A 25,753-nucleotide genomic window follows, 5' to 3' on the forward strand; every position below is an offset into this window, starting at 1 on the left:
TCCCGGTGCGCCGCAGCCGCCCGGTGCGCCCGGGATGCCGCCGCATGTCGCGCCGCCCGTGCCGCCCGGTGCGATGCCTCCGCCGGGGCAGGCGGGGCCCGGTCCGCAGCCGTCGTACGGCTATCCGCAGCCGCAGGGGCAGCCGACGGTGGGCCCCGGCTACCAGGCCGTGCTGCGCTATCGCGCGCAGGACGGGTCCGAGCAGCAGTTGATCAGGCGGTCGGCGCCGGGCACCCCGCACCCGGAGTGGCAGATCTTCCATGAGCTGCGCGCCATGAACGTGCCGCCGGACCAGGTGTTGGAGCTGCACACGGAGCTGGAATCGTGCGCGCTGCCGGGTGCGTACTGTGCGCGGATGATCCGTGAGCAGTGGCCGCAGGCGCGGCTGGCGTCGATCGCCCCGTACGGCACGGATCATGCGAGCCGGCAGCAGGGCATGCAGCAACTGATCGCGCACCAGGGCGAGTTGCACCAGGTCGCGGACGGTCCGGCGCGTCCGGCGCCGGTGCGTGCGTCGCTGCCGCCGGTGCAGGCGGCGCCGCCGATCCCGCCGGAGAGCATCGCGCAGGAGCTGGCGGGTGCCTTCGGACCGGGCGTCTTCCGGTTCGAGCAGGTGGCGGTGTCCCGGCAGGGTGTGCCGCCGGTCGTGGCGCAGGGGCTGGTCATGGGCGGGCTGCCGATGGACATGGGCCCGTTCTTCTGGGCGCAGGCCCAGCCGGGCCGGCCCGTGCCGACGCTCGCAGAACTGGCGCAGGAGCGCGGTGTGCAGCCGGCTTCCGACGCGGGCTCGTACCTGGTCATGGGCAGCGACTTCGGCAAGGCGATCTGTGTGCAGTACGGCACGGCGAACATCGTGGCCGTGCCGGTGGAGTCGGGCCCGGGCGGGGCGCCGGTGCCGCCGCAGTTCGTGAACACGGGGCTGCCCGAGTTCCAGCGGTGCATGGCGCTGCTGGGCCGGATGTGGCGTCTGAGGTTCGGGCTGAACCAGGAGCAGGCGGGCCGCTGGACCGTCGACTTCCAGGCGCAGCTGGCCTCCCTCGACCCGGCGGCGCTCGGCTCGCCGGAGAGCTGGTGGTCGGTGCTGCTGGAGCAGATGTGGGACGGGCTGCTGTGACCTGCCCCTGACGCATCCGCCGCTGACGCGTTCGCGCTGCTTGGACCCCGAGGGCCGGGCCGGTCGTTTCGACGACTGGCCCGGCCCTTTGGCGTGCGAACGCCGTGCGGTCGTCGTGCGACCGCGAGCGTCGCCCGGAGTGTCGCGTTATGAAGACTTCCGTCCGATATATCAAGATGTGCGCGAAATCATCATTTCGCGCCCACTCGGCGGAGAGGGGTCCCAGGATGCGCGGCACGCCGGTCTTGCCCCACGGCTTCGGAGGCCTGCGGGGGCGTGGCTACTGTCCCGAGCAGGTCGAGGCCCTCGCCGAGGCGCTGGCCCAGGACCGGGACGCCGCCTGGGAGCGGGCGGCCCGGCTCACCGTGCTGGCCCGGGACATGGAGGTGGAGGCCGAGCTGCTGCAGGAGCATGTGGCGCAGCTGGCCCCACAGTCGTACGAGACCCTCGGCGAGGGTGCGCGGCGGCTGTTCCAGTCGGCGCTGGAGGAGGCCGAGGCGGTACGGGAGCGGGCGCGGCAGGAGGCCCGGCGGCTGCACGAGGAGGCCGAGGAGCACGCGGACGGCGTGCGGGAGGCAGCGCAGGCGCACGCCGACACCGTGCGCGCCGAGGCCGAGGACCGGGCCCGTCACCGGCTGCTCGCGGCGCAGGCCGAGGCGGACGAGATCCGTGTCGATGCCCGGCGTGCGGTGAAGGAGGGCCGCGGCGAGGCGCTGACCGCGCTGCGGGAGGTGCGCCGGCGTACCGCCGCGATGCTCACCGAGCAGGCCGCGGAGTGCGCACGGCGGTGGGCCGAGGTGGAGCAGCTGGAGTCCGACCGGTTCGCCGGGCGCGATGCCCTGGGGGCCGAGCGCACGGCCCGCGCGGAGGCGGAACTGGCCGCGGCGGAGCGGGAGTTCGCGCAGGCGGAGGAGTTCGACCGGCGCAGCCAGGAGGAGGCACGCGAGCGTGCCGCCGAGATCCTGGCGGCGGCTCGCTCGCGTGCGGAGCAGATCGCCCGGGAGACGGAGCTGGTGCTGCGCGAGCACGAGGAGCGGTCCGGCGGCGTGCAGGCGGAGATGGACGTCGTACGCAACAGTCTTACGGCGCTGACGGGTTCGGCGTCGGGGGAGTGACCGGCGGGCCGGGGCGTGCGGGCCCCGGCCGTGCGCCGTCGCCGGCGCGCCTCGTGCTCAGCCGCTTCTGCGCACCGCTCCCGCCAGGATCCAGCCCTCCACCGCCTCGTACTGGTGGCGCTGTTCCTCGGCGGCCCTGCGGCCGGAGATGGCGGTGCCGAGCCAGCCGAAGGCGAAGCCCAGCGGGATCGTCACCAGGCCCGTCGTGGTGAACGGGAACCAGTTGAAGTCGGCGTCGGGGAACGCCGAGATGGGCGAGCCGGAGACCAGGTTGGTGCCCGGCATCAGCACCAGGACCGCTGCCGTGCCGCCGATGAGGGTCCACAGCAGGCCGGTTCGGGTGTAGCGGCGCCAGAAGAGGCTGTAGACGAGGGCGGGGGCGAGGGCGGAGGCGCCCAGGCAGAAGGAGAGCGTCACCAGGGGCTGCAGGCTGCGGTGCTGGACGAGGGTGGCCAGCAGGATCGCCGGAGCACCGACCGCGAGGGCCGAGACCCGGGCCAGGGTCATCTCGCGCCGCTCCGACATCTCCTGGACGCGGGTGGCGAAGACGTCGTGGGCGAGCGAGTTGGCGCAGGCGAGGATCATGCCCGCGACGGAGGCCAGCAGGGTCAGGAAGATCGCGGTGGTGACCGTGGTGAACAGGAACGTTTCCGCGGTGGAGACGTCCGGGCCGAAGGCGGCGCGTGAGCCCAGCAGATAGGCCGTGTTGCCCTGCGGGTCGGCCCCCGCGATCGTCGCCCGCCCGATGAGCGCCGTGGCGCCGAAGCCGATCACCGTGATGATGAGGACGAACAGCACCACCAGCGACACCGCCCACGACATGGAGCGCCGCACCTGGCGGGCGCTGCGCGCGGTGTACATGCGCATGGTGACGTGCGGCAGGCAGGCGCCGCCGATGACGACCGTCAGCTCCGAGGTGATCATGTCCAGACGGGGGTGGGAGCTGCCCGCGAACTGCACCCCGGAGTGCAGGAAGCGGGAGCCGACCCCGCTCTGGCCTGCGGCCGTGTGGAACAGCGCGCCCGGGTCCCAGTCGAAGCGGCGCAGCATCAGTACGGCGACCACGGCGCCCGATCCCAGGAGCATCACGATCTTCAGGATCTGGATGAGGGCGGTGCCCTTCATGCCGCCGATGGCCGCGTAGCTGATCATCAGGGCGCCCAGGCCGATGATGCAGCCGGTCTTGAGCGCGTCGGCGGAGAAGCCCAGGATGAAGGCCAGCAGCTGTCCCGTTCCGGCCAGTTGGACCAGCATCAGGGGCAGCAGCGCGGCGATGGTCACCGCGCAGGCGGTGATGCGCACGGTGCGGCCCGGCATGCGCCGCGCGAGGGCGTCGCCCATGGTGAACCGGCCCGCGTTGCGCAGGGGTTCGGCCAGCAGGAACATCAGCAGCATCAGCGACAGGGCGGTGCTCAGGGCGAGCGCGATCCCGTCGTAGCCGCACAGGGCGATCACGCCGCCGGTGCCCAGCACGCTCGCCGCGGAGATGTAGTCGCCCGCGATCGCGAGGCCGTTGCGCATGGGGGAGAGGGAGCCGTAGCCGGTGTAGAACTCGTCGAGGTCGTCGCCGTCGGGGCCCGTCATCACGCACAGCAGCAGCGTGATCGTGGCGACCGCGGAGAAGGCGACCAGGGACATGGCCTGGGCGTTGCCGCTGAAGTGGGTCATCGTGCCGCCTCCCGCTTGGCGTCCACCTCGGACTGCTTGCGGATACGGGCGGCGATCGGGTCGACGTTGCGCCGGGCCGTGTGCTCGTACAGCGCGATGGCCAGCCAGGTGACCGGGACCTGCAGCAGGGCGAGCAGCAGTCCGGTGGGCAGTCCGTCGGCGATCTCGCTCGTCATCAGCGACGGTGCGAATGCCGACAGGATGAGGAACAGCGTGAAGTAGCCGAGCGCGGTGAGGGTGGCGGTGCGCCGCTGCCAGCGGTAGGCGCTGCGCAGGATGCGCAGATCGCTGTGGTGCCCGAGGGCGGGTTCGGCCGGCCGGCGCCGGGCGGCCTGCGGCGGGTCGGTCAGGGGCGGTTGCCAGGGGTAGGTCAGGTCGTACGCGGGCGACACGGTGGGGCGCGGGGGTGGATGCGGGGACGGGTCGTAGGACATACCGGTGCTCCTTGAGCGGCTCGGGGCCGGTCCGGCGGAGGCTACTCGTCGGTACTGACGTGGCGCGAGGTTTTCACCAAACTGGTCGGTCGGTACGCGCTTACTTCACTGACCTGCGGTGTTACCCGCGTTAACTCAGACTTTTGACGGTCAGTCGGTCCGTTCGGTCGGTGCGGTCAGCCCGGTCAGCCCGGTCAGCCCGGGCAGCCCGGTCAGTCCTTGAGGACGGGGAAGCGGCGGGGCGCGAGGAAGAGCAGGACCAGGAAGGCCGCGGCGGCCGCGCAGCCCGCGCCCGCGTACACCGAGTGCACCGCGTCCGCGATCGCCCGCCGCGTCGCCTCCGGCACCGCGCCCGCATCCAGACCCCGGGTCACCGAGTCCAGGTCGCCCGCGCCGCCGAGGCGGGAGGCGAGCACGCCGTTGGCGACCGCGCCGAAGACCGAGGCGCCGATCGTCTGGCCTGTCTGCCGGCAGAACAGGACGGACGCCGTCGCCGTCCCCCGCTCCGACCACCGCACCGTCGACTGCACGCCCACGATCAGCGGCAACTGGAAGACGCCGAGGGCGGCGCCGAGGCACAGCATCAGCAGCGCCGGCTGCCAGGCGGCACCGGGATAGGGCAGGAAGGGGAAGGCGAACAGGATCAGCGCAGCCGTCCCGATGCCTAGCATCGCCGTGTTGCGAAAGCCGATCCTGCGGTACACGTGCTGGCTCAGGGCCGCCGACACCGGCCAGCTCAACGTCCATACGGACAGCACGAATCCGGCACTCACCGGCGCGAGGCCGAGCACCGCCTGCGCATACGTCGGCAGGAAGACGCTCGGCGCCACCATCAGCAGCCCGAGTGCGGCCAGCGCCAGATTCACCGCCGCGATCGTACGGCGGCGCCACACCCACCCGGGAATGATCGGCTCGGCCGCCCGGCGCTCCACCAGGACCACAACCACGGCGAGCACAAGTCCCGTACCGAACAAGGCCGTTGAGGGCGCCGACAGCCAGGGCCAGGCCACCCCGCCCTGCACCAGCGCGGTCAGCAGGACGCCGCCGCAGGCGAACACCGCCAGCGCGCCCGCCCAGTCGATGCGGGGCCGACCGGCCGACTCCCGTGCGGGCTCGTGGAGATGACGGACGATCAGCCACAACGCCAGTGCGCCGATGGGGAGGTTGATCAGGAAGATCCAGCGCCAGTCGGCGTAGGCCGCCAGGATCCCGCCGAGTCCGGGTCCTGCCACCGCCGACACCGCCCACACCGTGGACAGCCTGGCCTGGATCCGGGGGCGGTCCCTGAGGGGGTAGAGGTCGGCGGCGAGCGTCTGGACGGTGCCCTGCAACGCCCCGCCGCCCAGGCCCTGCACGATCCGGAACGCGATCAGCGCGCCCATGCTCCAGGCCATACCGCACAGCAGCGAGCCGAGCAGGAAGACGGACGCGCCGGCGACCAGGACCGGCTTGCGGCCGAAGGTGTCGGACAGCTTGCCGTAGACGGGGAGGGTCACCGTGACCGCGAGCAGATAGCCGGAGAAGAGCCAGGAGAAGACGGAGAAGCCGCCGAGGTCGCCGACGATCTGCGGTACGGCCGTCGAGACGATGGTGGCGTCGAGTGCGGGCAGCGCCGTCGCCAGCATCAGCGCGGCGACCACAGCCCCCCGTCCGGGGGTGCCCGGCGATCGCTCGTCCGCGACCGACGCCCGTATCTCCGTGTCCCCCTGGTCCACCGGATTCCTTCCCCGTGCATCCATCCGCCGGGACAACTGTGCCACTTGCACCTCACGCCGCGGCAGGGCGCACGGTGATGGGCGGGTGGGTGGAGCCAACCCTTAGACCGGCTCCACCCGTCGGTGGAGACCCCTTAGGGGTTCCTCCGTACTACGGCTCGGGGAGGGTTCGTACCGCTGGAGGACGAGACGGGCGCCGGGCGTCCTTAACCTGGCTTTATGCCGCTGGGGGGCGGCTGACCGAACCGGCGGGGGTGGGGTTTTCCCCCGTAGAAGAGGGTGCTGGGCACCAGCGCGCGGGACCCCCTCCCGGGACCAGACTCATCGACGTACCAGTTCGAACGACATCCGAACCACATCCGAGTGACACACGCACTGCCCGACATAGGAGACAAACCATGACTTCGGCCGTGACCATTCCCAGGCACGGGGGCACTGGAGGGCGTACGGCCGTTGCCGCGCGAGCGCGACAGGTCGTCAAGGCATACGGGTCCGGGGAGACCCGCGTCGTCGCCCTCGACCATGTCGACGTGGACATCGCCCGTGGCCAGTTCACCGCGATCATGGGCCCCTCGGGGTCCGGCAAGTCCACGCTGATGCACTGCCTCGCCGGGCTCGACACCGTGACCTCCGGTCAGATCTATCTGGACGAGACCGAGATCACCGGGCTCAAGGACAAGAAGCTCACCCAGCTGCGCCGGGACCGGATCGGGTTCATCTTCCAGGCGTTCAACCTGCTGCCGACGCTGAACGCGCTGGAGAACATCACGCTGCCCATGGACATCGCCGGGCGCAAGCCCGACAAGCAGTGGCTGGCGCGGGTCGTCGACACCGTCGGGCTCTCCGACCGGCTCAGGCACCGGCCCAGCCAGCTCTCCGGCGGCCAGCAGCAGCGCGTCGCCGTGGCCCGTGCGCTGGCCGCCCGGCCTGAGATCATCTTCGGTGACGAGCCCACCGGAAACCTGGACTCCCGTGCGGGCGCCGAGGTGTTGGGCTTCCTGCGGCGCTCCGTCGACGAGCTCGGACAGACCATCGTGATGGTCACGCACGACCCGGTCGCCGCCTCGTACGCGGACCGTGTGCTGTACCTCGCCGACGGCCGGATCGTCGACGAGATGTACAAGCCCACCGCCGAGGCCGTCCTGGACCGCATGAAGGACTTCGACGCCCGGGGGCGTACGTCATGACCGTCCTGAAGACGTCGATGCGCAACTTCTTCGCGCACAAGGGACGCATGGCCCTCTCGGCGATCGCCGTGCTGCTGTCGGTGGCCTTCGTGTGCGGGACGCTGGTGTTCACCGACACCATGAACACCACCTTCGACAAGCTGTTCCAGGCGACCTCGTCCGATGTCACGGTCAGCGCCAAGGGCGCCTCCGACAGCGGTGAGACCACCTCCGACAACGGCAGGCCGCCGGTCATGCCGGCCTCCGTGCTCGCCAAGGTGCGCGCGGCGCAGGGCGTGAAGTCGGCGGAGGGGACCGTCTTCTCCACCTCCGTCACCGTCGTCGACCACAAGAAGGACAACCTCTCGCCCACCAGCGGCGGCCCGACCATCGTCGGCAGCTGGAACGGCAACGACGCCCGCACCATGAAGATCACCTCCGGTACGGCGCCCAAGGGCCCCGGCCAGGTGATGGTGGACGCCGACACCGCCGACAAGCACCACCTGAAGCTCGGCGACGACCTCGGTGTGATCAGCGCGGTCGGCACGCACCACGCGAAGATCTCCGGCATCGCCGACTTCCAGGTCACCAACCCCGGCGCGGCCATCTTCTACCTGGACACCAAGACCGCGCAGCAGACGCTGGTGGGCAGGACCGGCGTCTACACGAACGTCAACGTCACGGCCGCCTCCGGAGTGAGCGACCCGCAGCTGAAGCAGCACGTCCGCGCGGCCCTCGGCACCGGCTACAAGGTGCAGACCGCCAAGGAGACCGCCGACGCCAACCAGAAGGACGTCGAGAGCTTCATGAACGTCATGAAGTACGCGATGCTCGGCTTCGCCGGGATCGCCTTCCTCGTCGGCATCTTCCTGATCATCAACACCTTCTCGATGCTGGTCGCCCAGCGCACCCGCGAGATCGGCCTGATGCGGGCCATCGGCTCCAGCCGCAAGCAGGTCAACCGGTCCGTGCTGGTCGAGGCGACACTGCTCGGCGTCCTCGGCTCGGTGCTGGGCGTCGGCGCGGGCGTCGGCCTCGCGGTCGGGCTGATGAAGCTCATGGGCAAGCTGGGCATGCATCTGTCGACCACCGACCTGACGGTCGCCTGGACCACCCCGGTCGTCGGCCTCCTGCTCGGCGTCGTCGTCACCGTCCTGGCCGCCTACCTGCCCGCACGCCGGGCCGGCAAGGTCTCCCCGATGGCCGCCCTGCGCGACGCCGGAGCCCCGGCCGACGCGAAGGCCGGGCGCATCCGCGCCCTGATCGGCATCGTGCTGACCGGCGCCGGCGGCTACAGCCTCTACCTTGCCGCGAACGCCGACAAGGCGAGCGGCGGTTCGCTCTGGCTCGGCCTGGGCGTCGTGCTCTCCCTGATCGGGTTCGTCGTCATCGGCCCGCTCCTGGTGGCCGGCGTGGTGCGCGTCCTGGGCGCCGTCCTGCTGCGCATGTTCGGTCCGGTCGGCCGCATGGCCGAGCGCAACGCGCTGCGCAACCCGCGCCGCACCGGTGCCACGGGCGCCGCCCTGATGATCGGTCTCGCCCTGGTCGCCTGCCTCTCCGTGGTCGGCTCCTCGATGGTCGCCTCCGCCACCGACCAGCTCGACAAGACCGTCGGCACGGACTTCATCATCCAGTCCGACAGCGGCCAGCTGGTCACCCCGCAGGCCGTCAAGGCGGTCAAGGGCACACCGGGCCTGGCGCGGGTCGACGAGTACAAGACGTACGAGGGCGACTACACCACCCCCGACGGCAGGACGCTCAAGGACACCGACATCACGGCGGCCGACCCGGCGTACGCCACCGACCTGCGCACCAAGACGGTGGCCGGCAACCTCAAGGACGCCTACCTGCCGAACTCGATGTCGGTGCACGAGAAGTTCGCCAAGGCGCACGGCATCCACCTCGGCTCGAAGATCAGGATCGCGTTCAAGGACGGCGCGACCGCGAACCTGACGGTCCGGGCGATCACCAGCAGCGACGTCGTGATCGACTCGGGCGCCAAGTACACCTCCATCGCCACGCTCGCCAAGTACGTGCCCGCCGACAAGATGCCGCTGGACCAGCTGGTCTTCGCCACCGCCAAGGACGGGCAGCAGGACGCCGCGTACAAGTCGCTGAAGTCCGCGCTGCACGACTACCCGCAGTACAAGGTGCGCGACCAGACCGACTACAAGCAGGCGCTGAAGGACCAGATCGGCCAGCTGCTGAACATGATCTACGGCCTGCTGGCGCTGGCGATCATCGTCGCGATCCTGGGTGTGGTGAACACCCTGGCCCTGTCGGTGGTCGAGCGGACCAGGGAGATCGGCCTGATGCGGGCGATCGGTCTCTCCCGCCGCCAGCTGCGCCGCATGATCCGCATGGAGTCGGTGGTCATCGCCCTCTTCGGCGCCCTGCTCGGCCTCGGCCTGGGCATGGGCTGGGGAGCCACCGCCCAGAAGCTGCTCGCCCTGGAGGGCCTGAAGGTTCTGGAGATCCCCTGGCCGACCCTGATCACGGTCTTCCTCGGCTCCGCCCTGGTGGGCCTGGTCGCCGCCCTGATCCCGGCGTTCCGGGCGGGCCGGATGAACGTCCTGAACGCCATCGCCACCGAATAGGGGGCAGGGGAACGGGGGAACGGCCACCGCAGACGGGGGTTGCGGGGGACGGCCCGGCGCCGGGGAGTCTTGGGGGACTCCTCGGCGCCGGGTTTTGTTCGTGCGTCGGGTTTGTTTGTGGCGGATGGCGCCAAGCCCGCTTTTGTCTGTGGCGCGACGGCGCCAAGCCCGCTTTGATCGTCGTTTTCCACAGGCACCGCACCCTCGCGCGGTGCGTCGTACGCTGGAGGGACCCCCGGCCCGCAGCGCGTGTCGGGCGGTTCGTGGTGCCCGCCCCCGGATGAAAGCCGCCAAATGAGCCTGCACGGTCTGCTCGACGCCGTCGTCAAGGACCCCGCCCTCGCGGAAGCCGTCAAGGCTGCGGAGGACGGCAACCGCATGCACGTCGACCTGGTCGGCCCCCCGGCGGCCCGCCCCTTCGCGGTGGCCGCGATGGCCCGCGAGACCGGCCGCCCCGTGCTCGCGGTGACGGCGACCGGCCGGGAGGCGGAGGACCTCGCGGCGGCCCTCAGGACCCTGCTGCCGTCGGACGGCGTGGTCGAGTTCCCGTCCTGGGAGACCCTGCCGCACGAGCGCCTGAGCCCCCGCAGCGACACCGTGGGCCGCCGCCTCGCGGTGCTGCGCCGCCTGGCCCACCCCAGCCCCGACGACCCCGAGACCGGCCCCGTCTCCGTCGTCGTGGCGCCCGTGCGGTCCGTGCTGCAGCCCCAGGTCAAGGGCCTGGGCGACCTGGAGCCGGTCGCCCTGCGCACCGGCCGGACCGCCGATCTGAACGACGTCGTGGAAGCCCTCGCCGCCGCCGCGTACGCGCGCGTGGAGCTGGTGGAGAAGCGTGGCGAGTTCGCCGTCCGGGGCGGCATCCTCGACGTCTTCCCGCCCACCGAGGAACACCCCCTGCGGGTGGAGTTCTGGGGCGACGACATCGAGGAGATCCGCTACTTCAAGGTCGCCGACCAGCGCTCCCTGGAGGTCGCCGAACACGGCCTGTGGGCGCCGCCCTGCCGCGAACTGCTGCTGACGGACGACGTCCGCGCACGTGCGCGTGCCCTCGCCGAGGAGCACCCGGAGCTGGGCGAACTGCTCGGCAGGATCGCCGAGGGCATCGCTGTCGAGGGCATGGAGTCCCTGGCCCCTGTGCTGGTCGACGACATGGAGCTGCTCCTCGACGTGCTGCCCAAGGGCGCCATGGCTCTCGTGTGCGACCCGGAGCGGGTCCGTACGCGCGCCGCGGACCTGGTGGCCACCTCGCAGGAGTTCCTGCAGGCATCCTGGGCCGCCACCGCGGGCGGCGGCGAGGCCCCCATCGACGTCGACGCGGCTTCCCTGTGGTCCATCGCGGACGTGCGGGACAGGGCGCGCGAGCTGGACATGATGTGGTGGTCGGTCTCGCCCTTCGCCGCCGACCTGGAGCTGGAGGCGGACACCCTCAAGCTCGGCATGCACGCCCCCGAGACCTACCGCGGCGACACCGCCAAGGCCCTCGCCGACACCAAGGGCTGGCTCGCCGACGGCTGGCGCACGGTCTACGTCACCGAGGCCCACGGCCCTGCCGCCCGCACGGTCGAGGTCCTCGGCAGCGAGGGCATCGCCGCCCGCCTGGACGCCGAGCTGGGCGCCATCTCCCCGTCCGTCGTGCACGTGGCGTGCGGTTCCATCGAGTACGGCTTCGTGGACCCGGCCCTCAAGCTCGCGGTGCTGACCGAGACCGACCTGTCCGGGCAGAAGGCGGCCGGCAAGGACGGCGCCCGGATGCCGGCCCGCCGCCGCAAGAGCATCGACCCGCTCACCCTGGAGGCGGGCGACTACATCGTCCACGAGCAGCACGGCGTGGGCCGCTACATCGAGATGGTGCAGCGCACCGTGCAGGGCGCCACCCGCGAGTACCTGGTCGTCGAGTACGCCCCCGCCAAGCGCGGCCAGCCCGGCGACCGTCTCTACATCCCCACCGACCAGCTGGAGCAGATCACCAAGTACGTCGGCGGGGAGGCGCCCACCCTGCACCGGCTGGGCGGCGCCGACTGGACCAAGACCAAGGCGCGCGCCAAGAAGGCCGTCAAGGAGATCGCGGCCGACCTCATCAAGCTGTACAGCGCGCGCATGGCGGCGCCCGGTTACACCTTCGGCCCGGACACCCCCTGGCAGCGCGAGCTGGAGGACGCCTTCCCGTACGTGGAGACGCCCGACCAGCTCACCACCATCGCCGAGGTCAAGGACGACATGGAGAAGTCGGTCCCGATGGACCGCCTGATCTGCGGCGACGTCGGCTACGGCAAGACGGAGATCGCGGTGCGCGCCGCCTTCAAGGCGGTCCAGGACGGCAAGCAGGTGGCGGTCCTGGTGCCCACCACCCTGCTGGTGCAGCAGCACTTCAGCACGTTCTCCGAGCGCTACTCCCAATTCCCGGTCAACGTGCGGGCGTTGAGCCGCTTCCAGACGGACACCGAGGCCAAGGCCGTGCTGGAGGGGCTGCGCGAGGGCTCGGTGGACGTCGTCATCGGCACCCACCGGCTGTTCTCCTCCGAGACCAAGTTCAAGGACCTGGGCCTGGTCATCGTCGACGAGGAGCAGCGCTTCGGTGTCGAGCACAAGGAGCAGCTGAAGAAGCTGCGCGCCAACGTCGACGTACTGACGATGTCCGCGACCCCGATCCCCAGGACCCTGGAGATGGCAGTCACCGGCATCCGCGAGATGTCGACCATCACCACCCCGCCCGAGGAGCGCCACCCGGTCCTCACCTTCGTCGGACCGTACGAGGAGAAGCAGATCGGCGCCGCGATCCGCCGTGAACTGCTGCGCGAGGGCCAGGTCTTCTACATCCACAACCGGGTCGAGTCGATCGACCGGGCGGCCTCCCGGCTGCGCGAGATCGTCCCCGAGGCGCGCATCGCGACGGCCCACGGCCAGATGTCGGAGTCGGCGCTGGAGCAGGTCGTCGTCGACTTCTGGGAGAAGAGGTTCGACGTCCTCGTCTCGACCACGATCGTCGAGTCCGGCATCGACATCTCCAACGCCAACACCCTGATCGTGGAGCGCGGCGACAACTTCGGCCTCTCGCAGCTGCACCAGCTGCGCGGCCGGGTGGGCCGCGGCCGCGAGCGCGGCTACGCCTACTTCCTCTACCCGCCGGAGAAGCCGCTGACGGAGACCGCCCACGAGCGGCTGGCCACCATCGCCCAGCACACCGAGATGGGCGCGGGCATGTACGTCGCGATGAAGGATCTGGAGATCCGCGGCGCCGGCAACCTCCTCGGCGGCGAGCAGTCCGGCCACATCGCGGGCGTCGGCTTCGACCTGTACGTCCGCATGGTCGGCGAGGCCGTGGCCGACTACCGCGCCTCCCTGGACGGCGGGGTGGAGGAGGAGCCGCCGCTGGAGGTCAAGATCGAGCTCCCGGTCGACGCGCACGTCCCGCACGACTACGCCCCCGGCGAGCGCCTGCGCCTGCAGGCCTACCGCGCCATCGCCTCCGCCAACACGGAGGAGGACGTCAAGTCGGTGCGCGAGGAACTCGTCGACCGCTACGGCAAGCTGCCCGAGCCGGTGGAGAACCTGCTCCTGGTGGCGGGCCTGCGGATGCTCGCGCGTGCGTGCGGCGTCGGCGAGATCGTCCTGCAGGGCAGCAACATCCGCTTCGCGCCGGTGGAGTTGCGCGAGTCCCAGGAGCTGCGGGTCAAGCGGCTGTACCCCGGCGTCGTCATCAAGCCGGCCGCGCACCAGGTGCTCGTACCGCGCCCGAAGACCGCGAAGGTGGGCGGCAAGCCGCTGGTCGGACGCGAACTGCTGGGCTGGGTCGGCGAGTTCCTGACGTCGATCCTGGGGTCGTAGACCGGACCGCCCTCAGGGCAAGGCCGTCCGCGCGAGCCGGTGCCCCGCGCGGACGGCCTTTCTCTGCCTGTAGTCGCGTCCGTCCTACGGCTGTTCCGGCTTGTCCCGGTCCATGCCCATCCGGCCCTCGATGTTCTGCTGTGCGTCGTCGACCTGGCTCTCGTACTTGTTGCCGGTCCTCTCGTTGACCTTCTTCTCCGCCATGTCGGAGGCCTTCTTGGCCTTGTCCTGCATCTGGCGGTTGCTCTTGAACCTGTCGAAGATGCCCATCCAGAGCTCCTTCCGGAGTAGCTCACCCTCGACAGTACGACCGGATTGCGCGAATCGACCACTTAAGCCCGAAGTGGTCTGGACCTCGTGCGTGACTCCGTGCGCCCTGTCGCTACCGTGTGCGCGAGTCGTACACAGGGAAGACGCCCGGCAGGGGCGGATCCCGTTGGCAGGGGGAGGGTGCGCCGTGAGGCGTCTGAGGGGTGGGGTCGCGGCAGCCGTCGTGCTGGTGTTCGCCGTGGCCGGATGCAAGGCGGAGACGAAGACGGGCTCCGGCGGACCGGAGCAGACCGGCGGTGGCGGGGGCGCCGCCCTCACGGCGGCCGAGTCGCTGACGGTGAAGGGGCGGGCGCCGAAGACGGGATACGCCCGCGACAGGTTCGGCACCGCCTGGGCGGACACCGACTCCAACAGCTGCGACACCCGCGACGACATCCTCAAACGGGACCTGAAGGACGTGAGGTTCACCGGCGGGACCTGCAAGGTCTCCTACGGCGTCCTGGAGTCGGACCCGTACTCGGGCAAGAAGGTGACCTACCGGCGCGGCCGCAGCCAGGTCGACATCGACCACATGGTCGCCCTCTCCGACGCCTGGCAGAAGGGCGCGAAGTACTGGGACGCGAGCAAGCGCATAGCCCTGGCCAACGACCCGCTCAACCTCCTCAGCGTCGACGCCGGCACCAATCGCTCCAAGGGCGACGGCGACACCGCGACCTGGCTGCCGCCGAACAAGGCCTTCAGGTGCACCTATGTCTCCGCGCAGGTCGCCGTGAAGAAGAAGTACGGGCTGTGGGTGACCGCCGCGGAGAAGGCCGCGATGGAGAAGGTCCTCAGGAGCTGCCCCGGACAGAAGCTGCCCTCCGGCGGCAATCCGACGAACGCACCCTCCCGCTTCCACGCGGACTGAACCGCGGCCCCTCCGCGTGAGCCGCGGCACGTCCTTGAGGAGTGTCGGGCGGTTCAGCCGCCCAGGGCGTCCAGGTCCAGGATCTTCCCGGCGGGCTTCTGCGCCGGGACCGGCTCGTCGAAGTCGCCGAAGGTGATCGAGCCCGGGTCCTTCGCGGTGCTGTCCAGCCGCAGCAGGTACGGCTTGCCCTCGGTGGCGACGTACATCGTGTAGCGCTCCTTGCCGTCCTTGACCTTCAGGACGGCCGCCGTGCTGCCGTCGACCTTGGCCGTGCCGGCCCGGGTCGCCGTGGGGGCGTCCGTGCTCCCCGAGGAGCCGTCCGAGCCGACGTCCTCGGCGCCGCCGAGCACCGAGTCGAGGTCGCAGAAGCCCGCGATGTCCTTGGCGTCCGAGCCCTTGGCGGACATCTTGGTCCACTTCCCGGCCAGCATGGTCACGGCCGCGTCGGTGTCGGCAGCGGACTCGCCCTTGCTCTGCTCCCGCAGGAACGCCTCGTCGTACTTCATGTAGACGGTGTCGCCGGTCTTGATCAGGTCGGCCTTGCCCTGTGTGCCCATGCCGAGCGTGCCGGCGCACTCGTTCTTCTTGTCCAGGGCCATGTCGATCCGGATCGTGCCGTCGCTCTCGTCGTCCTGGATGGTGCCCTTCATCCGGAGCGAGGAGGCTTCGGTGGTGGCCTTCATGGCCCGGTCGCCGATCTCGTCGGCGCTCAGGCCGGCGAAGGGGTCCTTGGGCCTGCTCGCGGCGGCCGTGGCGGACACCTTGCCGTCCGCCGTGCCGTCGGCCGTGTCCTTGCCGGACTGGCAGCCGACGAGTCCTGTGGTGGCCGCGGCGAGCAGGCAGGCGGCGGCAAGTGCGGTGCGACGCATGGAGATTCCTCGGTGGGTGAGGGTGAGTGTGGTGGTGCCGGCGGTGGTCAGCCGGTCTTCTTCCAGTCCTGGCAGCCGGTCGTCTTGAAGTAGGCGTCCGAGGAACTGATCGTGACGACGGCCGTGCCGGTCGCGTTGTTGTTCGCGATGATCGAGCCGAGCGAGTGCCCGGCGTCCTTGGCCCGCTCCCAGTAGCAGGTGCCGTCGGAGTTGCCCGTGGAGCGGTAGGTGCCCGGCGCGATGTCGGCGCCGACCCGGAACATGCCGCCGTCGCCGGCCATCCCGGTCGCGGGCGTGCCCTTGGCCTTGGTGTCCACGGCCTCCCAGTCCTTGCAGCCGTTGGACTTGAAGTACCTGTCGGTGGCCTTGACGGTGACGTAACTGGTGCCGCTCACATTGTCGTTGGCGATGATCGAGTTCATCTCGCCCTTGGCGTCCTTGGCGCGCTCCCAGTAGCACATGCCGTCGGAGTTGCCGGTGGTGCGGTAGGTGCCGGGCTTGATGTCCGAGCCGACCCGGAAGTCGCCGTCGCCGGCGAACGCGGCCTTCTTCTTGGTGGCGGCCGCCTTGGAGCCGCCGGAGCTGTGGTGGGCGGACGCCGAGGAGTCCTTGCCGGAGCCGGAGCCTCCGTCGCTCGATCCGTTGCCGCCGTGCGTCGACGCGACACCGATGACTACGACCCCCACGACGGCGCCCAGCGCGATCTTGCCCTTCATGCCCATGACGTGTTCCCCCCTTGAACCGCGGCCGCCGCCCTTCGGCGACCGCTCGTTCGCTGGGTCAATAAGAGCAGAGCTTGTGAACCGAGTCAACACGGTTCACGGATGCGGGTACGTACACGGGCGTGAATCCGTAGATCTTGCGTGCGTCGGTATGCTCGCCCCACAGACGGTGGGGACGACGAGGGGAGCCGCCGGTGCAGGACAACGCGACAGAGGTGACCGCCGCCGGGATCGCGCGGCTCGCCGGGGTCGGCCGCGCCGCCGTCAGCAACTGGCGCCGCCGCCACGCCGACTTCCCCAAGCCGGTCGGCGGCACCGAGACCAGCCCGTCCTTCGCGCTCGCCGAGGTCGAGGCCTGGCTGCGCGAGCAGGGCAAACTCGCCGAGGTCCCACTGCGTGAACGCGTCTGGCAGCAGCTCGCCGGACACCCCGAGGGCCCCGTCACGGCGCTCACCCACGCCGGCTGCGTCCTGCTGCTCATCCACGCCCGCCCCACCGTGTGGCTGGAGGTGAGCGCCGGGACGGACGAACGACTGGCCGAACTGCTGCCGAAGGCCCTGGACGAGGTGCTGGCGCCACGGTTCGGGGAGGGGAGGGCCGCTGGAGGGGAGCCGGCTTCCGGGAGGGGGGCCGCGTCCGCGGCGGCGGAGCCCGCTGTGCACGCCGCGCCCACTGTGAACGCCGCGCCCGCCGTGCACGCCCCCGCGAGCTCCCAACTCCTGGCCTCCGCCCCGCTGCTGCGCGGTGCCGCCGAACTCGCCGCCGAGACGGGCGCCCGCCAGGCCTTCGAGTTCCTGCTCGGCCGGCATCTCGACGCCAACCCGCGCCAGTACACGCTCACCCCCGCCGAACTCGCCGGGCTCATGGCCGACCTCGCGGGTCCCGCGCGCACCCTCCTGGACCCCGCCTGCGGCACCGGCGCCCTGCTGCGCGCCGTCGCGCCCCGCCCCGACCAGGAGCTCTACGTGCAGGACAGCGCCCCCGAACTCGCCGCGCTCACCGCGCTCCGGCTCGCCCTGCACACCCCGGCCGCCGTGCACGCCGGCGCGGGCGACACCCTGCGCGCCGACGCGCACCCCGGACTGCGCGCCGACGCCGTCCTGTGCCACCCGCCCTTCAACGAGCGCAACTGGGGCCACGACGAACTCGCCTACGACCCCCGCTGGGAGTACGGCTTCCCGGCCCGCAACGAGTCCGAGCTGGCCTGGGTGCAGCACGCGCTCGCCCGCCTGAAGGACGGCGGCAGCGCCGTCCTGCTGATGCCGCCCGCCGCCGCCTCCCGGCGCTCGGGCCGCCGCATCCGCGCCGACCTGCTGCGCCGCGGCGCGCTGCGTGCCGTCGTGGCCCTGCCCGTCGGCGCGGCACCCCCGTACAACATCCCGCTCCACCTCTGGGTGCTGCGCCGGCCCGACAAGGCGCCCGCGCAGCCGGAGTTGCTGCTCGTGGACACCGGGCAGTACGCCACCGAGGGGCGCGGCGGGCCCGACTGGCGGGCCGTGCGTGGAAGCGTCCTGGACGCCTGGCAGGCGTACGACCGGCGGCCCCCCGCGCGCGGGGGCACGTTCGAGGAACGCCCGGGTCTGGCCCGCGCCGTGCCCGTGATCGACCTCCTCGACGACGACGTCGACCTCGCCCCGGCCCGGCACCTGCCGCCCCCGGCCGCGGCCGACGGCGCGGGCGCGCTCACCGACGTACGCGAACGCCTCGGCGAGACGCTGCGGCTGACCGCCGACCTCACCCCGCCGCCCGTGGAGGCCGGCCGGCCCGCGCGCTGGCCGCTGACCACGGTGGGCGAACTCGCGCGCGGGGGAGCCCTGGTGCTGCGCACCGGCGGAAACGGCGGCCACGCGCGCGTGCCCGTCCTCACCGACCACGACGTCCTCGCCGGCACCGCGCCCTCCGGCACCCTGCCGGAGAGCGACGAGGAGGCCGTGCTGACCGAACCGGGCGACATCGTCGTGCCGGTGCTCGGCGGGGGTTCGGTGGCGCGCGTCATCGACGACGCGACTGCCGGCGCCGCCCTGGGGCGCAACCTCGTGCTCCTGCGCCCCGATCCCGCGGCCCTGGACCCCTGGTTCCTCGCCGGGTTCCTGCGCGGCACCGCCAACAACCGCCAGGCCAGCAGCTATGCGTCCACGGCCACCCGGCTCGACGTGCGCCGCCTGCAGCTCCCGCGGCTCCCGCTGGACGAACAGCGGCGCTACGGCGCCCGCTTCCGCGCCCTCGACGACTTCGAGCGCGCCCTGCGGCACGCGGGCCGGCTCGGGGAGCAGCTCGTGCGCGGAATGTACGACGGGCTGACGGACGGGACGGTGGCACCGGGCTGATCAGGACAACGGTTCGGTACAACCCGTGACCCGTTGTCGTTGTCGGCCTATACGCTCGGACTCGGCATCCACGTTCGTCCCATCAGGTCTCCAGGAGCAGCCATGCAGGGCCACGGCTACGCCCCGCCCCCGCCGCGTCGACCCTCGACAGGGGTGTTGGTCCTGCTGCGCGTGATCTTCGCGGCGCTGCCGATCCTCAGCATCGGCTTCCTGGCCTGGGTGGCGACGCTGCGCGCGGCGATCGTGACCCGCAAGGGCTCGGACTGGTGGATCTTCGGCGGCTCGCTGGCGGTCCTCGGCGTGAGTTTCGGCTTCCTCGCCACCGACAACACCGACGACTTCAGCACGGTGAACGGCAACATCGGGATGAGCATCCTGCTCCTCAACGCCGCCGCCTGCACCGGGTACTTCCTGTACACGGACATACGCCACTACCGGCCCCACCCCACGGCCCATCCGCTGCCCCCGGCCCCCGGCATGGGCTACGGCTACCCGCAGCCCCCGTCGCCGTACGCCGCGACCCTTCCGCAGACGCCGGTGACACCCATGCCCGCCCCCGCGCCCGCCACCCCCGTGCCGCCCCCGCCGCAGCGTCCCGCGCCCGTTCGCATCGACCAGGTGCGCGCCGAACTCGACGAGCTCAGCGACTACCTGCGCCGGCACCCGGGCCGGCCCGACGGCAACCACGAGGGCGGAAGGTGACCGTGGCGGCAGGACGTGTCGTCGCCGGCCGCTACGAGCTGTCCACGCTCATCGGACAGGGCGGCATGGGACAGGTCTGGACGGCGTACGACAAGCGGCTCGACCGGCGCGTGGCGGTGAAGCTGCTGCGCCCCGACAAGGTGGCCGGGCAGGAGGCCGAGGAACTGCGCCGCCGGTTCGTGCGCGAGTGCCGGGTGACCGCACAGGTCGACCACCCGGGGCTCGTCACGGTGCACGACGCGGGCAGCGAGGGCGAGGAGCTGTTCCTCGTCATGCAGTACGTCGACGGCGCCGACCTCTCCGACCATCTCGCCGAGCACGACCCCTACCCCTGGCAGTGGGCGGTCGCGGTCGCCGCGCAGCTGTGCGCCGTGCTCAGCGCCGTGCACGCGGTGCCGATCGTGCACCGCGACCTCAAGCCGAGGAACGTGATGGTCAAGCAGGACGGCACGGTCACCGTCCTCGACCTCGGCGTCGCCTCCGTGATGGACACCGACACCACACGCCTGACCCACACCGGCTCACCCATCGGCTCGCCCGCCTACATGGCGCCCGAGCAGGCGATGGGCGGCGCGGTCGGCCCGTACACCGACCTGTACGCGCTCGGTGTGCTGCTCCACGAACTCCTCAGCGGCGACGTCCCGTTCGCGGGCTCCACCGCGCTCGGCGTGCTGCACCGGCACCTGTACGAACCGCCGGTCCCGGTGCGCCGTATCCGCCCCGAGGTCCCCGAAGCCCTCGAAGCGCTCGTGCTGCGCCTGCTCGCGAAGGACCCGCAGCACCGCCCGGCCTCCGCGCAGGAGGTGTACGAACACCTGGCGCTGCTCCTGCCCGCGCGCGGGATGCCCACCGGAGGCCCCCTCGACCCCACCCGCCCCTTCGTGCGCCCGCACGCCCCCTGGCCGGACCGCGCCCGCACGCCCGCGCCGCAGCCCGCCCCGGCCGCGCAGGGCGTCGAGAAGGCGGAGAAACCCGATGTCGTCCGCGCCGTCGACGACGTCAAGCGCCTCCTCGGGGAGGGCCGCATCACCCAGGCCGTCGACATCCTCGGCGCGATCCTGCCCGCCGCCGCCGAACAGCACGGCGAGCACTCCCCGGTGGTGCGCACACTGCGCAAGCAGTACGCGGCGACCCTCATGGACGACGGCCAGTACCGGCGCGCACTGCCCGAACTGCGCCGCCTCGCCGACGAACGCGCTGCCGAGGCCGGCCAGGCCGACCCCCAGTCGCTGCGCTTCCGCTACGAGGCCGCCCAGTGCCTGGAACAACTCGGCGACCCGGCCGCGGCCCTCGCCGAGTACCGCGCACTGCTGCCGTACTACGAGAACCAGTACGTGGCCGGCGACCCCGGGCTCTCCCACGACGTCCGCCGCCGCATCGGCCACCTCCTGCTCGCCCTCGGCGACCGCCCCGCCGCCCACGACACCCTCGCCCGGCTGCTCATCGACGTGGAGCGGCTGCGCGGCCCCGGCCACCCCCTGGCGACCGAGATCCGCCGCACCCTGCAGTGGCTGGGACAGGTGCGCGGCTAGTCTTTGCCGATCCCTGGGGGACTTTTGTGATCTCCAGGGGTTTGTGTTTCCCGAACGCATGATCGGCGCGGGATACGTTGCGGTTCCTTTTCGCCGCGCAAGGCACAACCAGGGGTGGGGTATTCATGGCCGGTCACAAGCAGTCCAAGAAGCGCAGACACATCACATGGGCCGTCGCAGGGGCCGCCGTCGTCGCCGGAGCCGGCCTCGCCGCCCAGACGTCCATGGCCGCCACCACCTGGCCCGCGCAGAAGACGTACACAGGGCGCGTTTTCGACACCTGCACCGCGCCCTCCCTCTCCGCGATGAAGGCCTGGCACACCGGCTTCTACGGCGCCGCCGCCGTCTACGTCGGCGGCAGGAACCGCGGCTGCTCCCAGCCCAACCTCACCGCCTCCTGGGTGAAGTCGGTCAGCGCGGTCGGCTGGAAGCTCGTCCCGATCTACGTCGGCGCCCAGCCGCCCTGCCAGTCCGGCTCCAACCCGGAGAAGCTCACCGCGTCCACCGCCGCCTCGCTCGGCAAGGCCGACGCGGACGACGCCGTGTCCAAGGCCAAGGCGCTCGGCATGAAGGCCGGCAGCCCGATCTACCTCGACATGGAGTCGTACGACATCACGAACACCTCGTGCAACAACGCCGTGCTCGGCTACGTCCGCGCCTTCGACAAGGAACTGCACGCCAAGGTGTACCGCGCGGGCTACTACGGCTTCACCAGCTCCAGCGCGAAGGCCGTCGCGAACGCCAAGGACAGGACCGACCTGCCGGGCAACCTCTGGTACGCGCTGTGGGACAAGAAGAACACCACGACCACGGACTGGCCGTTCGGCAAGACGCAGTTCACCTCGCACAGCCGCGGCCACCAGTACATGGTCAACAGCAAGGAGACGCGCGGCGGTCACACGATCACCGTGGACCGGGACGCCTGGGACGGGCCGGTGGCCATCACGGGCTGACGGCCCGCACGCGCGCGTGCGGCACATGACGCGTGCGGCGGGTTGTGCGTGCGGCGGGTCGCTCGTGCGGCGGGTCGCTCGTGCGGCTGGTCGCGTGGGGCGGGTGCGAGGCGCGGCGGTGCCCGAAGTCGTGGTGAATCGTTGGTCGAATGGGTTGGCCAGAGCTTGGCCGCTGCATACCATCGATCACCGCAAGACTTTGTGCTCCGTCGCACAAGCTCCCCGGGAGGCTTCCTTGCACCGCCGCCGTCGCACCGCGCTCGTCCTCACCGCCGCGATCGCCGCGGCGGCACCCCTGCTCACCGCCTGTGGAAGCGACGCGCATCCCGGCGCGGCCGCCGTCGTCGGCGGGCAGCGGATCACCGTGGCGCAGCTGGAGAACCGGGTGAAAGAGGTGCGCTCGGCGCAGCGCGCGGCCGTGAAGGACGAGGCGCAGTACCAGCAGGCCGTCGCACAGACCGGCACCCTGACCCGCGACACCCTGCACAGCCTGGTCCTCGACCGGGTGCTGCACCGGGCCGCCCAGGACGCGGACATCAAGGTCACCCCCAAGGAGATCCAGCAGATGCGCACCGGCCTGGAGCAGCAGGTCGGCGGCTCCAAGGCCCTCGAGACGGCCTGGCTGCAGCAGTACGGCGTCGCCCCGCGGCGCCTCGACGACAATCTGCGCCTTCAGCTGGAGGCGCAGAAGCTCGCCCAGAGCCTCGGCACCGACACCAGCAAGCCGGCCTTCTGGAACGCCCTGTCCAAGGCGTCCAAGGAACTCAAGGTCGACCTGAACCCGCGCTACGGCGCCTGGGACGTCCAGAAGAGCAGCCGCGTCGACGCCAAGACGCCGTGGGTGCGCGAGGTCACGTCGTCGGGGACGCAGCAGTCGGCATGACGGTGACGCGCCGGGCCTACGTGACGGTGACGCGCCGGGCGTAACGGTACGGCGGGTGCCGGCCGGCCTGTGGATAACTTCCGGGGCGGTCGGCGCCGTGAGTTACGTTCGGATCGTGAACGCAACCAGCCCCGAAGAGGCCCCCGGCCGCATCGTCCTGCTCACCACCAGCCATCGCGTCGCGCCCGGCCTGCTGTCCTGGCCGGCCTGGCAGGCGCTGCACGCCGCCGACCGGGTGCTGTGCGCGGACGGGGCCCACCCGCAGCTGCCGTATCTGCGCGAGGCCGGCACCGCCGTGGACGAGACCTCGCCCACGGCCGAGGAGCTGGTCGCCCTGTGCGCCGGCGGACACACCGTCGTGGTCGTGGCGACCGGCGAGGGCGAGCCGGCGCTCACCGACGGCCTGGCCCGTCTCGCCGGCTCCGGACGCGTGCAGATGCCGGAACTGGAGCTGCTGCCCGCCTCCTACGACCTCCCGGGCGCCCGGCTCCTGGACCTCGTCCAGGTCATGGACCGGATCCGCGTCGAGTGCCCGTGGTCCTCCCAGCAGACCCACAAGGGCCTGGCGAAGTACGGCATCGAGGAGGCGTACGAACTCGTCGAGGCGATCGAGGACGGCGACCGCGACGAGCTGCGCGAGGAGCTGGGCGACGTCCTGCTCCAGGTGATCTTCCACGCCCGCATAGCCGAGGACGACCCGGACGCCCCCTTCTCGGTGGACGACGTGGCCGCCGGGATCGTCGCCAAGCTCATCCACCGCCACCCGCATGTCTTCGGCGACGCGACCGCCTCGACGCCCGAGGAGGTCAAGGAGCACTGGCTGCGCACCAAGGCCGTCGAGAAGCAGCGCACCTCGGTCACCGAGGGCGTCCCACTGGGCCAGCCGGGCCTGGCCCTCGCCGCCAAGCTCGCGTCCCGGGCCCGAACGGCCAACCTCGACGTCCCCCTGCCCCCCGCCGAGGGCATCGGCTACGAACTCCTCGCCCTGGCCATTCGCGCCGAGACCGAGGGAGTGGACCCGGAAACGGCCCTACGCGCAGCGGCCCGCGCCTACCGCGACGCGATCATACGGACGGAGGAGGGGGGCCCGGCTGCTGCCGGCGGTTAATTGGTGTTGGCGGTGGCGATGGTGAGCGCCGGGGGCGACAGGTACTTGGCTGCTGCGGGCGGTTGATCGGCTGTTGGCGGTGGCGGCGATCGCTTGGGTGCCGGTGGGGGTGACGGTTTGGGCGCCGTGGGCGACAACTGCTCGGCTGCGGCCTGTGACGGATCGGCCGTTGGCGGTGGCGGTGAACGCTTGGGTGCCGGTGCCGGTGCCGGTGCCGGTGGCGGTGGCGGCGATGGCGATCGCTTGGGCGCCGCGGGCGACGACCGCTCGGCGCCCGTCGGCGATGGCTTGGGCGCCGCGGGCGACGACCACATGGCTGCCGTCGTCGACTGATCGGCCGGTGGCGGCGGTGACTGTCGCTTGACTGCCGCCGACGCCGATCGCTGAGTGCCGCAGGCGACAACGACTCGGCTGCCGCCGGCGACTGACCGGCTGCCGGCCACGGCGACGACCGCTGGAGCGCCGCCGACGGCGACGGCTTGGGTGCCGCAAGCGACAACCGCTCAGCCGTCGCCGACAAATCCCGGTCAGGTCGGGGTGAAGCGGACCGGCAGGTCTCGTAGGCCGCGCATGATGAGGCCGCCGCGGCGGCGCAGGTCGGCTGGGTCTGCGGCGAGTTCGAGGTCGGGCAGGCGGCGCAGCAGGGTCTCCAGTGCGGTGCGGCCTTCGAGGCGGGCCAGGGGAGCGCCGAGGCAGTAGTGGATGCCGTGGCCGTAGCCGAGGTGCTGGTTGTCCCGGCGGGAGAGGTCGAGCGTGTCGGGCTCCGGGAAGCGCGCGGGGTCGCGGTCGGCCGCGGCCAGTACGACCAGGACGGGGTCGCCGGTGGCGATGCGCTGCCCGCCGACGGTGAGGGGCTCGGTGGCGAAGCGCCAGGTCGCCAGTTCCACCGGGCCGTCGTAGCGGAGCAGTTCCTCCACGGCGGTGTCGAGCAGCGCGCTCTCCCCGCGCCGCAGCGACTCCTGGAGCCGGGCCCGCTGCACGGGGTTGCGCAGCAGCGCGTACGTCCCGTTGCCGATGAGATTGATGGTGGTCTCGAAGCCGGCGAAGAGAAGCACGAAGCACATCGCGGCGGCCTCGTTCTCGGTGAGGTGCTCGCCGTGGTCGGAGGCGCGGATGAGCCCCGAGATCAGGTCGTCGCCGAGGTCGCCGCGCTTGCGGTGGATCAACTCGGTGAGATAGTCACGGATCTTCTTCACCGAACGGGCGACCCCGCCGCGCGGCCCCCCGCCGTGCCGGATCATCATGCCCGCCCAGTCGCGGAAGTCGTCCTGGTCCTCGCGTGGGACGCCGAGCAGGTCGCAGATGGCGTAGATCGGGAGGGGGAAGGCGAACTCATGGATCAGATCGGCCTCGCCGCGCGGCGCGAACCGGTCGATGAGATCGTCCGTCAACTCCTGCACGCGTGGCGTGAATTCCGCCACCCGCCGCGGGGTGAACGCCTTGGAGACGAGCCGGCGCAGCCGGGTGTGGTCCGGCGGGTCGATGTTGAGCAGATGCGTCATCAGATTGGCGCTGCGCTCGCCCGGGATGCCGGTCCTGCTCTTGCCCTGCGCGTCCTCGGCGTGATGGTCGGGGTTCTTCGACAGCCGCCCGTCGGCCAGCGCCTGACGAGCGTCGTCGTAGCGGGTGACCAGCCACGCCTCGACCCCGCTGGGCAGCGTCGTCCAGTGGACGGGGGAGTGCTCGCGCAGCCAGGCGTAGGCCGGGTACGGGTCGTCGGCGAACTCCCGGCTGAAGAGTTCGGGGGCGGCGTTCGGGAGGTTCACCCCACGACGGTAACCGGACGGCCGGCGACCGTGCCGCCGCAGGGAACCGGTCAAAGATGACACGCTTTCAACTATGTGAT

The 25,753-nt window shown here is 71.6% G+C and carries 19 protein-coding genes; 12 read left to right on the forward strand and 7 right to left on the reverse strand.

Features of this window, described 5'->3' with window-relative positions:
- On the forward strand, window positions 1–1,114 hold a 1,114-nt coding region (locus tag JYK17_RS33155; protein ID WP_261996419.1), incomplete at its 5' end, for an SUKH-4 family immunity protein.
- Window positions 1,115–1,341: 227 nt separating this feature from the next.
- A complete protein-coding gene (locus JYK17_RS33160) occupies window positions 1,342–2,229 on the forward strand; it encodes a coiled-coil domain-containing protein (protein ID WP_128802156.1) in 888 nt (295 codons plus the stop codon).
- A gap of 57 nt (window positions 2,230–2,286) precedes the next feature.
- Here JYK17_RS33160 and JYK17_RS33165 read toward each other — a convergent pair whose 3' ends face one another.
- From JYK17_RS33165 to JYK17_RS33175, 3 genes are all read right to left on the reverse strand, one after another.
- A complete protein-coding gene (locus tag JYK17_RS33165) occupies window positions 2,287–3,897 on the reverse strand; it encodes a sodium/solute symporter (RefSeq protein ID WP_108008289.1) in 1,611 nt (536 codons plus the stop codon).
- Window positions 3,894–4,331, reverse strand: coding sequence for a DUF485 domain-containing protein (locus JYK17_RS33170; protein WP_108008287.1), 438 nt, complete (start codon window positions 4,329–4,331; stop codon window positions 3,894–3,896). Before JYK17_RS33170 ends, JYK17_RS33165 begins: the two co-directional genes overlap by 4 nt.
- 212 nt (window positions 4,332–4,543) lie before the next feature.
- Window positions 4,544–6,070 (reverse strand): MFS transporter, encoded by a 1,527-nt coding sequence (locus tag JYK17_RS33175; protein ID WP_372465354.1) that lies wholly within the window; start codon window positions 6,068–6,070, stop codon window positions 4,544–4,546.
- Between the two features lie 374 nt (window positions 6,071–6,444).
- On the opposite strand from JYK17_RS33175, the gene JYK17_RS33180 reads away from it, so the two are divergent.
- From JYK17_RS33180 to mfd, 3 genes are all read left to right on the forward strand, one after another.
- The gene (locus tag JYK17_RS33180) at window positions 6,445–7,233 is read left to right on the forward strand and encodes an ABC transporter ATP-binding protein (protein ID WP_108008285.1); all 789 of its coding nucleotides are present in this window, start codon (window positions 6,445–6,447) and stop codon (window positions 7,231–7,233) included.
- Window positions 7,230–9,809, forward strand: a complete 2,580-nt coding sequence (locus tag JYK17_RS33185) for an ABC transporter permease (RefSeq protein WP_222811829.1) — start codon at window positions 7,230–7,232, stop codon at window positions 9,807–9,809. The genes JYK17_RS33180 and JYK17_RS33185 overlap by 4 nt, the downstream gene beginning before the upstream one ends.
- Window positions 9,810–10,103: 294 nt before the next feature.
- Window positions 10,104–13,634, forward strand: coding sequence for a transcription-repair coupling factor (gene mfd / locus JYK17_RS33190; RefSeq protein WP_108008281.1), 3,531 nt, complete (start codon window positions 10,104–10,106; stop codon window positions 13,632–13,634).
- Window positions 13,635–13,718: 84 nt separating this feature from the next.
- On the opposite strand, the gene JYK17_RS33195 is transcribed toward mfd, so the two are convergent.
- Window positions 13,719–13,904, reverse strand: coding sequence for an antitoxin (locus JYK17_RS33195; protein ID WP_108008279.1), 186 nt, complete (start codon window positions 13,902–13,904; stop codon window positions 13,719–13,721).
- Between the two features lie 187 nt (window positions 13,905–14,091).
- Between JYK17_RS33195 and JYK17_RS33200 the strand changes: the two genes are divergently transcribed.
- Window positions 14,092–14,811, forward strand: coding sequence for an HNH endonuclease family protein (locus JYK17_RS33200; RefSeq protein WP_128802153.1), 720 nt, complete (start codon window positions 14,092–14,094; stop codon window positions 14,809–14,811).
- A gap of 53 nt (window positions 14,812–14,864) precedes the next feature.
- Here the strand turns inward: JYK17_RS33200 and JYK17_RS33205 are convergent, their stop codons facing one another.
- Both JYK17_RS33205 and JYK17_RS33210 read right to left on the reverse strand, forming a co-directional pair.
- Window positions 14,865–15,680 carry a hypothetical protein gene (locus tag JYK17_RS33205; protein WP_108008275.1) on the reverse strand — a complete coding sequence of 272 codons (816 nt, stop codon included), beginning with the start codon at window positions 15,678–15,680 and terminating at the stop codon, window positions 14,865–14,867.
- A gap of 47 nt (window positions 15,681–15,727) precedes the next feature.
- Window positions 15,728–16,402 carry an Rv1352/Rv1906c domain-containing protein gene (locus tag JYK17_RS33210; protein ID WP_128802152.1) on the reverse strand — a complete coding sequence of 225 codons (675 nt, stop codon included), beginning with the start codon at window positions 16,400–16,402 and terminating at the stop codon, window positions 15,728–15,730.
- Window positions 16,403–16,596: 194 nt separating this feature from the next.
- On the opposite strand from JYK17_RS33210, the gene JYK17_RS33215 reads away from it, so the two are divergent.
- The 6 genes from JYK17_RS33215 (at window position 16,597) to JYK17_RS33240 (ending at window position 23,907) form a co-directional block, all read left to right on the forward strand.
- Entirely contained in the window at window positions 16,597–18,729 is a 2,133-nt protein-coding gene (locus JYK17_RS33215) for an N-6 DNA methylase (protein ID WP_222811830.1), read from the forward strand.
- 102 nt (window positions 18,730–18,831) lie between these two features.
- Window positions 18,832–19,431: a hypothetical protein gene (locus JYK17_RS33220; protein WP_222811831.1), complete on the forward strand. Its 600-nt coding sequence runs from the start codon at window positions 18,832–18,834 to the stop codon at window positions 19,429–19,431.
- 38 nt (window positions 19,432–19,469) lie between these two features.
- Window positions 19,470–20,963: a serine/threonine-protein kinase gene (locus JYK17_RS33225; protein ID WP_261996423.1), complete on the forward strand. Its 1,494-nt coding sequence runs from the start codon at window positions 19,470–19,472 to the stop codon at window positions 20,961–20,963.
- A 125-nt stretch (window positions 20,964–21,088) separates the two neighbouring features.
- Window positions 21,089–21,916, forward strand: coding sequence for a glycoside hydrolase domain-containing protein (locus tag JYK17_RS33230; RefSeq protein ID WP_108008265.1), 828 nt, complete (start codon window positions 21,089–21,091; stop codon window positions 21,914–21,916).
- Between the two features lie 235 nt (window positions 21,917–22,151).
- On the forward strand, window positions 22,152–22,799 hold the full coding sequence (locus JYK17_RS33235) for a SurA N-terminal domain-containing protein (protein ID WP_108008263.1): 648 nt from the start codon (window positions 22,152–22,154) through the stop codon (window positions 22,797–22,799).
- Window positions 22,800–22,914: 115 nt separating this feature from the next.
- Entirely contained in the window at window positions 22,915–23,907 is a 993-nt protein-coding gene (locus tag JYK17_RS33240; protein WP_108008261.1) for a nucleoside triphosphate pyrophosphohydrolase, read from the forward strand.
- A 527-nt stretch (window positions 23,908–24,434) separates the two neighbouring features.
- On the opposite strand, the gene JYK17_RS33245 is transcribed toward JYK17_RS33240, so the two are convergent.
- Window positions 24,435–25,673 carry a cytochrome P450 family protein gene (locus JYK17_RS33245; RefSeq protein WP_222811833.1) on the reverse strand — a complete coding sequence of 413 codons (1,239 nt, stop codon included), beginning with the start codon at window positions 25,671–25,673 and terminating at the stop codon, window positions 24,435–24,437.
- Window positions 25,674–25,753 lie beyond the last annotated feature (80 nt).

Origin of the sequence: Streptomyces plumbidurans, assembly GCF_019857225.1 — a bacterium.
Classification (GTDB): Bacteria; Actinomycetota; Actinomycetes; order Streptomycetales; family Streptomycetaceae; genus Streptomyces; species Streptomyces plumbidurans.